We start from the raw sequence: 12411 nt of genomic DNA on the forward strand, positions 1-12411 counted from the left end.
GCCAAAACTCATTGCATCATTGCTACTAGTAATAGTGCCCTTTAAGGTAGAAGCACTTGGAGCAGTGGCTGTTAAGCCACCGTTAAAGGTTAAGGTGCCACCACTAGCACCTAAGGCTAAGGCACCAGTATTGCTAAAGGTTGCTAGGTTGGTAATTGTGCCGCTAGCACCATTGAGTTCTACGCTATAAGCTTGCGCTGCAGTATTGAGAGTAGTCGCAGTTAACGCATCGTTAAAGACGATTGAACCAGTAGTGTTAGTTAAGGTTACTGTAGTTGCAGCAACCGCACCACTGAAGGTGGTGCCACCAGAGTTGGTGATGGTTAAGGTGCCGACGTTGGTGCCTACTGCCCCGCCTACGGTGACTGCACCAGCAGTATTCATGGTCAGGTTTGCAGTACCACTGCTTGGGCCGGTAACGGTAGTTAAGGTAACTGGGGTAGCTGCAGTAGCGCCTACTGTCAGGCTGTTATTCAGAGCAATCGCACCAGTAGTGATCTGACCAGTAGAAGTGCCACCGATAGTCGATGTGCCGCCAATCGTCACTGCAGTGTTGCTATCGCCCAGAGTAATCACGCCAGTACCGGCAGCAGTCACAGTACCGTTCACAGTAATTGCACTTGGCGCAGTTGCAGTTACACCACCAGTGAAGTTGATAGTGTCACTGCCGTTACCTAAAGCCAAGGTACCGGTATTGGCAAATGTTGTGGCTCCAGCGATAGTGTTGGTAGTGCCGTTAATGGCGACGTTGTAAGCCGCAGTACCAGCAGAGACAGTCATGCCAGTAGTCAGAGTCAAGTCACCGTTAAAGCTTACCGCTGTTGATGCTGCGCCATCAGTGATTACTACAGTTCCTGCAGCAACCGCACCACTAAAGGTGGTGCCACCAGAGTTGGTGATGGTTAAGGTGCCGACACCTGAAGTTGATGTACCAGCAATTGTGGCGCCAGAGACTGCACCAGTTCTTAAGGAGAGGTTATAAGTAGCACCAGTAACTGCACCAATGCTCAAGTCAGCAACATCAGTTGTTGCTACGGTATTAAGCGTAGTGTTAGCACCCAAAGTGATTGGACCAAAACTCATTGCGTCGTTACTGCTATTAATAGTGCCCTTTAAGGTAGAAGCACTTGGCGCAGCTGCTGTTAAGCCACCGTTAAAGGTTAAGGTGCCACCACTAGCACCTAAGGCTAAGGCACCAGTATTGCTAAAGGTAACCGCATTAGTAATCGTGCCGCTCGCGCCATTGAGCTCTACGCTATAAGCTTGCGCTGCAGTATTGAGCGTAGCCGCAGTTAACGCATCGTTAAAGACGATTGAACCAGTAGTGTTGGTCAGGGTTACTGTAGTTGCTGCCACAGTGCCACTAAAGGTGGTGCCACCAGAGTTGGTGATGGTGAGTGTGCCGACGTTGGTGCCTACTGCCCCGCCTACAGTGACTGCACCAGCAGTATTAATGTTCAGGTTTGCAGTACCACTGCTTGGGCCGGTAACGGTAGTTAAGGTAACTGGGGTAGCTGCAGTAGCGCCTACTGTCAGGCTGTTATTCAGAGCAATCGCACCAGTAGTGATCTGACCAGTAGAAGTGCCACCGATAGTCGATGTGCCGCCAATCGTCACTGCAGTGTTGCTATCGCCCAGAGTAATCACGCCAGTACCGGCAGCAGTCACAGTACCGTTCACAGTAATTGCACTTGGCGCAGTTGCAGTTACACCACCAGTGAAGTTGATAGTGTCACTGCCGTTACCTAAAGCCAAGGTACCGGTATTGGCAAATGTTGTGGCTCCAGCGATAGTGTTGGTAGTGCCGTTAATGGCGACGTTGTAAGCCGCAGTACCAGCAGAGACAGTCATGCCAGTAGTCAGAGTCAAGTCACCGTTAAAGGTTACCGCTGTTGATGCTGCGCCATCAGTGATTGCTACAGTTCCTGCAGCAACAGTGCCACTAAAGGTGGTGCCACCAGAGTTGGTGATGGTGAGTGTGCCGACGTTGGTGCCTACTGCCCCGCCTACAGTGACTGCACCAGCAGTATTAATGTTCAGGTTTGCAGTACCGCTGCTTGGGCCGGTGACGGTAGTTAAGGTAATTGGGGTAGCTGCAGTAGCGCCTACTGTCAGGCTGTTATTCAGAGCAATCGCACCAGTAGTGATCTGACCAGTAGAAGTACCGCCGATAGTCGATGTGCCGCCAATCGTCACTGCAGTGTTGCTATCGCCCAGAGTAATCACGCCAGTACCGGCAGCAGTCACAGTACCGTTCACAGTAATTGCACTTGGCGCAGTTGCAGTTACACCACCAGTGAAGTTGATAGTGTCACTGCCGTTACCTAAAGCCAAGGTACCGGTATTGGCAAATGTTGTGGCTCCAGCGATAGTGTTGGTAGTGCCGTTAATGGCGACGTTAAAGGCATTTGCACCTGCGCTAGCGTTAACAGTCATTGCAGTAGCAACATTCAAATTGTCATTGAAGGTAATCGTTGTTGCATCAGTACTGTCAGCAAGGGCAATAGTTGCCGCTGAAACGGTGCCGTTAAATGTAGCGCCGCCAGAGTTAGTAATAGTCAGTGTCCCGATATTGGTGCCCACTGCCCCACCAACGGTAACAGCGCCAGCCGTAACAATCGTAAGATCTGCCGTACCTGTAGAAGGGCCAGTAATACTAGACAGGCTCATGGCATTAGAACGAGTAGCCAATGTTCCGAGCGTTAAGCTGTTATTGAGATTAATTGCGCCAGTAGTAATCTGACCGGTAGAGGTGCCACCAAGAGTAGAAACGCCGCCAATCGTTACAGCCGTATCTGAATCACCTAATGTAATGACGCCGGTGCCGGCCGCAGTAACTGTACCGTTGACGCTAATCGCACTAGGCACAGTCGCTACAATACCGCCAGTGAAGTTAATAGTGTCACTACCGTTACCTAAAGCCAGCGTACCAGTGTTATTAAAGGTCGTAGTACCGGCAATAGTGTTTGTGCCACCATTAATCGCAACGTTATAGGCCGCTGATCCCGCCCCAACTGTCATACCAGCAGTGAGGGTGAGGTTGCCACTAAAGGCAATAGTATTGCTGGCAGTAGTGCTAGTAACTGCTAGTGTTGCTGCATCTACCGTACCGCTAAACGTTGTTCCGCCAGAATTACTAATAGTGATGGTTCCAATGTCTGTACCAACATTACCGAGCACGCGCACTGTGCCAACAGAGTCAATCACGACATTGGACTTACCAGACAGCACACCGGCAGTACTGGTTGCTGTACCTGAGATTGATTTAACAGAAATCAGACCTGGACCACCATTACCCAATGTCAGAGTGACGTTATCGCCTAGAGTAATTGCACCTAAGATGACATCAACGTTCGGGTTGTAATAGGAGGTATCGGCATTCAGTGTCAGACCGCGATCAGCACCCAAGTCATAGCCGTTAGTAGCATCTACGGTACCAATATTGGTATTACCTGTACCAGTAAATGCCAATGATTTAAGCTTAATGACTAGGCCAGTATTGCCAGCAATGATATTGCCAGTGCCATTGTTAACATTAAAGGCATAAGCGCCATCAGCAGTTCCAGTTCCACCATTAATCGTTCCAGCAGTAACGTCTGAGTTTGTCGTATTGATAGTGACATCAGAGAACAATTGGGTTGTTCTTGATGAGCCCTTCAGATCTACTGCCCCAGTGGTATTAATGGAACCATATAGCTTATTAATACCTGTGCCATAGAGCGTGAAGGCGGTTAATTTAGATGAAGATGATCCGACTGCAGCCAAACTGATAAAGCCGGAGCCATTACTAATTCCAAGGCTAAATACGCCAGTGGTATCACCCAGGGTTACGTTACCGTTGCTTGAGCTTGTAATGCTGGAATTGACCTGCAACGGATTTGTACGAGAAGTACCCTTCAAATCAATATTGCCAGTAGCAGTAATAGCGGATGGTAGATAGTTATCGCCGGTACCCTGCAATGTCAGACTGCTAATAGCAGTTGATTGCCCTACTGTTCCACCAAATGTGATGCGTGCCGTTCCACTATTGATAGTCAGGTCACGTGCACCATTAATAGTGGTTGTAGAACCGCTAAATACAATTGCTGCATCAGTTGAAGTTAGGGTTATGGCGCCAGTAGAAAGCGTTATTGGACCTGTATAGGTCTGAGTACCAGCCCCAGTAGAGATATTGGCACCAATAGTTATACCCGCTGAACCAACCAGCGCAAGATTACCTGTAGTAGTAATGCCGACAGAATTTACGCTACCTACTGTGTATGCAGTTCCTTGGGTAAATGACACTACGCCAGCATTAGCAGCCAAGGTTGTAATGGCATTTGCCGAGCCTGTATTGGTCAGGGTGAATGTACCGCTACCCAAAAGCTCTAAACCAGACGCAGCCACTTTTTGTGACTGGGTAACAGTACCGGTAGAGCTTAATGTGGTGTTGCCTGTAGTTGTTAGGCCTACTGTATTAACTGTGCCTATAGCAAAACCACTGTTTTCCAAGAAGGAAACAGTGCCAGTACTACCAGCTAAAGTGGTAATAGCGTTGCTGGAATTAGTCAGTGTGTAGCTCGCACCTGCACCAAGTAACTCAAGACCTGCAGCACTAATAGATCCACTAACACCCTGAGTGACTGAACCTGTTGTATAGAGAGTTAAATTATCTGAGCCAGTATTAAATGCACCAATAAACTCAATACCACCACTACTTGCACCGTAGTTATATAGCCTGATGAAATCGCTATAGGTGTATGCACCTGCAGTAATTTTTCCAGTAGCGCTTGATGAGCCAAAGGTAATGCTGCTAAATCCATTGCTTAGATAACCTAATTCAGCATCAGTAAAGTGTAGGTCGCCTGCTGCTAATGAACCCAAACCAATCGTGGTACTTGCTGTCTTTGGTGCAATGGTTAGAGCAGAAGAGCCACCAATCGTAGCGCCAAGAGTAATTACATCTGTATTAATAGTCAGAGCATTAGCACCCATCGCAATCGTGCCAGAAGCGCCAGTAGTAAACGCGGCTGCAGTAATGTTTGTAGCCCCGAGCACATTGGTAGCGCCCACTGCGCCATTCATGGTCACAGTACCAGCACCTGCAGTGATGGTGAGAGCACGAGCAGTATTAGTAGCACTATTCAGGGTGCTGCTGAAGGTGACATTACTATCGGTCGTTGCCAAAGTTGTAGCAGCAGTCAATGTCACTGCCCCGCTATAGAGCTGGGTACCAGTGGTGGTGATATTGGCACCAATGGTGGTGGTGCCAGAAACTGATAAGTTAGTTACCCCAGTAATAGCGCCATTAATGACAGCATTACCGGAAATGTCGTAGATACCTGAGCCGACTAAGGTTGAGCTATTAGTAGTTGTAGCCGCAGTGATGCTGGTGTCACCTACCGCAGTAGTTCCACCTACCGCGCCAGTAAAGGTAACCGCGCCTGTTCCAGCCCCAATCGTTAAAGCACGAGCAGACGTACTACTGTTCAATGTGCCTGCAAAGACAATATTGCTATTTGTAGTATTCAGGGTAGTTGCCGCACCCAATGTCACTGCATCGTTATAAGTTTGCGTGCCGGTTGTGGTGACCGCGCCACCGTTCACTGCAGTCGTACCGCCAGTATTAGTCGTTACAGAAGCAGCAGTAACGGCAGCGCTAAAGGTAGTTGTACCTGTGGTGTTAACAGTCAAGGCACCAAGCGCACCATCGGTTGCACCGCCTACTACACCGGTGAAGGTCACGTTACCTGAACCTGCAGAGACTGTTAGCGGGTTAGCAACAGTAGCCGCGCTGTTGACTGTAGATGAGAAACCAACTGTACCGTTGCCAGAAGAACTATTAAGAGTTACTGAAGAACCAGTAATATTGACTGCATCGCCATAAGATTGATTACCGCTGGTTGTTATGTTCCCAGCAATAGCCGTACTACCGCCAGTATTCGTAGTGACAGCGCTAGCAGCTACTGTAGAGCCAAAGGTGGTGGCTCCGGTTGAATTGATAGTGAGTGCACCGAGGGATCCATTTGTACCAGCCCCCACCGCGGCTTCAAAAGTCACATTACCAGATCCACTGGATATAGTGAGCGTTTTAAGTGCAGCCGACGCGCCTCCCCCGCCTAATATAAATCCTGAACCGCTTGTTGCACCAAGTGTATAGGTCTGAGCGGATGCCGAACTGTTAGTGAAAGTATTAATCACTGTACTGCCTACACCATCAACATAAACTGTGATGGTAGCTCCGGCAGAGAGTAATAAAGATCTAGCTTGATCATTAAAGCCTCCTGACCACAAAAGCGCATAGGTCGGGCTTGATGAGCTAACTGAATCGGCATAAGTGACTGCACCAGTGTAGGTATATGTTCCGCCACTTCCGTTATAAAAAGTAACCGAAGGAGTTCCACTAGATTGATAGGTACTATTGATACTCGTTGTCGAACCACTAAATGCAATATTTCCGCCTGAAGATGTCAGCGTAATATCTTCATTTAAGGTAATTGGACCAGTATAGGCTTGAGATCCAGAACCGCTATTGATGTTGGCAGCAAAAATTATTCCACCTGAGCTACTTAAACTCAAATTACCACTTGTAGTGATGCCAACCGTATTCACTGTCCCAATGGTGTATCCAGAATTTTCTACAAAAGTAATCGTGCCTGTATTACCCGCCAAGGTTGTAATCGCATTGGAGGCATTACTTAAGGCGTAACTACCATTTGCACCTAAGAGCTCCAGGCCAGCAGCAGCAATCAAGTTGGATTGAGTTACGCTTCCAGTGCTACTTAAAGTGGTGTTGCCACTAGTAGTCAAACCAACTGTATTGACAGTGCCGATATCAAAGCCACTGTTCTCTACCAGAGATACAGTGCCGGTATTGCCTGCCAAGGTAGTAATAGCGTTACCGGTATTAGTTAATGTGTAAACACCAGCTGAACCGAGGAGTTCAAGATTGGTGAGTGTTAATGCTTGAGACTGAGTCACCGTACCGGTTGAACTCAATGTCAAGGTTGTTGCGGTCACACCATTAGTAGAACCGACTGCGCCAATCGCAAAGCCACTGTTCTCCAGGAACGATACGGTGCCGGTATTGGCTGCCAACGTCGTAATGGCGTTAGAGGTATTGGTTAAGGTGTAAACACCACCAGAACCCAATAGCAAGAGACTTGGGGTGCTAATTAAATTAGACTGAGTTACGGTGCCAGTGGAGCTCAATGTCACACTGGTGCTTGCTGTTAAACCAGTCGTATTAACAGCGCCAATCGCAAAACCACTGTTCTCTAAGAATGAAACAGTGCCAGTATTACCAGCTAAGGTGGTGATGGCATTACCAGTATCAGTCAGGGTGTAAACGCCGTTCGAACCAAGGAGCTCTAAGCCGGAGGCGGTGATGGCGGCAGATTGAGTTACGGTACCCGTTGAGCTTAGAGTTGTATTGCCACTTGTAGTTAAGCCAACTGTATTGACAGTGCCAATAGCAAAGCCTGAATTTTCCACCAATGAAACTCTTCCAGTATTACCTGCCAAAGTAGTAATGGCATTAGAAGTATTGGTTAAGGTATAGATACCAGCAGCACCAAGAAGCTCAAGATTAGTTACGGCCAATGCTTGAGACTGGGTAACAGTAGCAATTGAGCTGAGTGTCAGTGTTGTAGCGGTAATTCCGTTGGTGGATCCCACTGTTCCTAGTGCAAAGCCACTGTTCTCCAAGAAAGAAACCGTACCAGTATTGCCTGCCAATGTAGTGATGGCGTTAGAGGTGTTGGTTAAGGTGTAAGCACCGCCACTACCTAGAAGCAATAAGCTTGGAGTGTTAATGAGGTTTGACTGAGTTACAGCCCCAGTAGAGCTCAGCGTCACACTGGTGCTTGCTGTCAAACCGGCTGTATTGACAGTACCGATATCAAAGCCACTGTTCTCTACCAGAGATACAGTGCCGGTATTGCCTGCCAAGGTAGTAATAGCGTTACCGGTATTAGTTAAGGTGTAAACACCAGCTGAACCGAGGAGTTCAAGACCTGCGGCTGTAATCGCGGCAGATTGGGTAACGGTAGCCGTTGTGCTTAATGTAGCGTTAGCAGAGGTAGTTAAACCAGCAGTTCCATTAATGGTACCGATGGCATAACCAGAGTTCTCCAAGAAGGAAACCGTACCGGTATTGGCTGCCAACGTCGTAATGGCGTTAGAGGTATTGGTTAAGGTGTAAACACCACCAGAACCCAATAGCAAGAGACTTGGGGTGCTAATTAAATTAGACTGAGTTACGGTGCCAGTGGAGCTCAATGTCACACTGGTGCTTGCTGTTAAACCAGTCGTATTAACAGCGCCAATCGCAAAACCACTGTTCTCTAAGAATGAAACAGTGCCAGTATTACCAGCTAAGGTGGTGATGGCATTACCAGTATCAGTCAGGGTGTAAACGCCGTTCGAACCAAGGAGCTCCAGGCCGGCGGCGGTGATTGAAGCGCCGCTAGCCTGTGTAACAGAACCAGTTGTATAGAGCGTTAAGTTATTGCTTCCAACGCTTACTGGCGCAATGAACTCAATACCGCTGCTACCCGATCCATAATTGAGCAGCTTGATGTTATCTAGGTAGGTGTATTCAGCAGCAGTAATTTTTCCAGTTGCAGTAGCTGAGCCAAAGGTAATGGATGAGAAGCCGTTTGTTAAGCGACCCAGCTCTGTGTCATTCAAATGCAAATCACCCGTAGCCAAAGTACCGAGGCCGATCGTAGTTGTTACTGTTTTTGGTGCGATGGTAAGGGTGGAGCTGCCAGTGATAGAGGCGCCAATGTCCAAGGTGTTGGCGGTAATAGTTAAGGCATTAGCCCCCATATTGATAGTGCCACTAGCGCCAATATTGACTGTCCCACCAGAAATACTGGTTGCGCCTAATACATTAGATCCCCCTACTGCTCCATTAATAGCAACGGTTGCTGTACCTGCATTAATGCCAACCGTTCTTGCAGATGTGCCGTCAAAACTATTGATCGTGCCATTAAAGGTAATGTTGCTATTGGTTGTTGCAAAAACAGTATTTTGCTTAATCAATACGGAGTTATTAAAGGATTGTGAACCCGTAGTTGTCACATTTGCAGTATCAATAATGGTAGTGCCGCTACTACCAGTCAATAACGTAGCACTTGTAACCGGCTGATTAATAGTGATAGTTCCCGAGCTATCAAGAGAAATCACATTTAAAGGAACTACGTTACCAACCAAACCATTAAAAGTAATGTTGCCTGTACCCGTTTGAAGATTAAGGCTCTCTGCCCCTGCAGTTGTGCCGTTGAGGTTGCTTGAGAATGACAGCGCTTGGTTAGCCGTAATCATTGTCACGCTACCGGAAATAACCACTGGATCATTGAATGTAAATGTGGCATCTCCAGCAGCAATCATGTCAGCACCAACTGAGATATTGGCGCCATTGGTATCAATCACCAATGGATCAATCACATTCATATTGGTAGAGATCGTGATCTGACCGGTTGTTGGCGAACCAATAGTGATGCCAGTAAAACCATTTTTCAGATAAGCAAGCTCAGTTGCGGTGATATTAAGCACTGTATCGGTATCGTTATTGGTGCCACCGACCACCAAGGTATTGCCGCTGGTGTATGGCTTGATAACTAATGTAGATTGACCATAGACATCAGCCGTTGGATTGAATTCATCGCCAAAGAAAGTCAATGCGCCTAAGCCATGGCCGTTTGTGCCCATTGCTGCGGTAGTGATCACACCAGTACCCGAAGTCAATGTCAGAGCAAGATTGTCGCCAGTCAGAGGAGCGGCTAAAGTAAGCGCCCTATTCGCAGTGCTTGAGCCACCAGATGTATTAATGGTAGTTGCAGCCGTCAGTAAGATGCTAGAGCTTGATGTGCCAATCGTTGTTGGCCCGCTGCTCGTAAATGACCCAGCTAAGCTAATTGCGCTTGGCGCAGTTGCAGTAAAGCCAGCGCTAAACGTAAACGCATCAGCGGCGGCATCTCCAAGAGTTAAAGCTCCAGTATTGGCAAAAGTTACTGCGTTAGTAATTGAGTTTGTAGCACCAGTAACTGAAAGTCCATAGGATCCAGAGCCTGATGTAAAGCTGGTCAGGCTCAAGCTATCTACAAATGAAATATTGCCTGTTTGCGCATTATTAATAGATACACCACTAAGTCTTGTGGTCGTACCAACTACCTTGTTGAAATCAATCGTTCCGCCAACTGCATTCAAGGTTAGAGCATAGGCGCCATTAACTGTTCCGTTAAACGCTATATTGGCGCCAGCATTCGAATTAGCTGTCGCAGTTGAAATAGTCGTATTGCCAGCTAAAGTAACCGGGGTTGCCGCGGCGCCAAGAGTAACAGCACCACCCGCATTAATGGTTCCCATTAATTGAACGGAAGACTGGGTTACCGCTGTAAATGTGCCACCTACGTTAGCAGTGCCCGAACTATTAAACGTCAGAGCTCCAGTATTTCTAAAGTTCGCGTTAGATCCAACGGTGAGATTGCTGGTGCTTGCAGAGCTATTGGTTGAGAAGGTGTATCTGAACCATACCTGGTCGTGACCATCGGGGTCAGAAGACCATACCCACTTTGCCTGAGGATTATTAATAACTGGGCCCCAAGGGCCTGAGTCATAGGGTCCGACTACGGTCGCGTTAGACCATGCAGAATCGTTATAGGCAGTAGTTCCCCAATTTGCTGTCCCAGTAGGATTGGATGTGGTCACCTTCCAGTTGGTATCAGATCCAGCATAGGCACCATTCGAATAAGTCAACAATGACTGGAATGCCGCGATACCACCCTGGTCGTATGCATAAATAGCCAAGACGTTCTGTCCATTTGCAAGGGATCCAAGGCTGGTATAGGTTTCTGCAGCCGGCCAGTTATTACCCGAACCAAGTAGCGTGCCATTCAAATATGCTGTGTAGCCATTGTCTGCAGTAATTTTGATATTGCTCAATAAATTTGGTGAGGCACCCAAATAGATATCAAAAGCAGTAGTGCCGGTTGCAATGGAATCAGCACCCAAATCATTCAGAATGTAGAAGGCGCCAGATTGACCTGTTGAGCCCAATGTAAGTACCCCTACTCCACTTACGGTTGAATTAAATGTGGTGCCGCTATTTCCACTGTTAATAGTCAAGTCAACATTACTTCCGGTCAGAGTATTTGCAGAAGATCCGCCAATAGTGATTCCGCCACTAGTGGTTGTGAGAGTTCGAGTGCCGCTGCCGCCGAGCGTAACATCTCCAGTGAGTGCAATAGCTCCTGTGCTGGTAGTAATGTTGCCGCCATTCCATGTAAGTGCGCCACCCACAGTAAACGAAGCATTGGTAGAACTGGCAGCAGCAAGATCATGACTCAAAGTCATTGCACTAGAAGATGTAAAGACTGTAGGATCTTTAAAGGTGAGATTAGCTTGAGAGCTTATTGCCCCTGAATAACCTGCTCCACCAATCGTAATGCCGCTAAAGCCATCAACTAGATAAGCAATGTCAGCAGCCTTCAGATTCAATACAGTAGTTGCAGAATTATCCGCAGAACCTAAATAGATGCCCCTATTGAGAGTCTTTGGAATGATGGCCAAAGCGCCTGTGCCAGATAGGTTTCCACCCAATGTAATTGCGTCTACTGACAGTGTTAAGTTATTAGCAGAAGCAGCTACTGTTGAGCCTGTAGTCAACTCATTTGCTGCAATAGTTGTTGCAGTAGAAATAGTTACTGCGCCCGTATACGATTGAGCGCCTGTAGTGGCAATGCTTGCAGCATTAATTGTTGTGGTGCCAGAGACAGACAAATCGGTCACATTAGAGACGGAACCATTAAATACAGCATTGCCAGTGATCGCCAAAGCATTTGCACCGCCAGCTACAGTAGAACTAAAGGTGGCGCTTGTACCGGTCAACTCAATATCGCCAGTTGCCAATGTCACTGCTCCGGTATAAGTCTGTGTACCGCTAGTAGTGATGTCGCCATTTAAGGTAATGCCATTACCAGTAATTGCTAGAGTGCCAGCAGAAGTAATGGCAGCTACAGAGACCGCTCCGTACGTGCTGATGGTCATATTGTTGGTACCGCTAGCTAGCGCACTGCTTGCAGTGATCGAACCACCGCCAGAGGTAGATTGACTGCGGATCGTGACTGGATCCAAGAAGGTATATGGTGTGGTGTAGTTAATCGCAATTGCGCCAGTGCCGCTAGTGCTACCAATAGTGATAGCGGAGAAACCGTTGCTTAAGTTAGCTAGCTCTGCGTCATCCAATGCCAATGAGCATGTTGCCCCACCGCAAGAAGTAGAAGTAATTGAGCTACCCAAGCCAATGGTTGTACTTGCTGTCTTCGGCTGAATCACTAGTGCTGCGCTACCTGAAAGTGCGCCGCCTAAGCTCATCGCGTCAGTAGTCATGGTTAAGGCATAGGTGCCTGCAGCAAAAGTTGATCC

1 protein-coding gene is annotated in these 12411 nt (G+C 47.7%); it reads right to left on the reverse strand.

Features of this window, described 5'->3' with window-relative positions; translation table 11 throughout:
- On the reverse strand, nucleotides 1-12411 hold a 12411-nt coding region (locus ICN23_RS09920; protein WP_216232089.1), incomplete at both ends, for a hypothetical protein.

Origin of the sequence: Polynucleobacter sp. MWH-Jannik1A5 (assembly GCF_018881795.1) — a bacterium.
Lineage (GTDB): Bacteria > Pseudomonadota > Gammaproteobacteria > Burkholderiales > Burkholderiaceae > Polynucleobacter.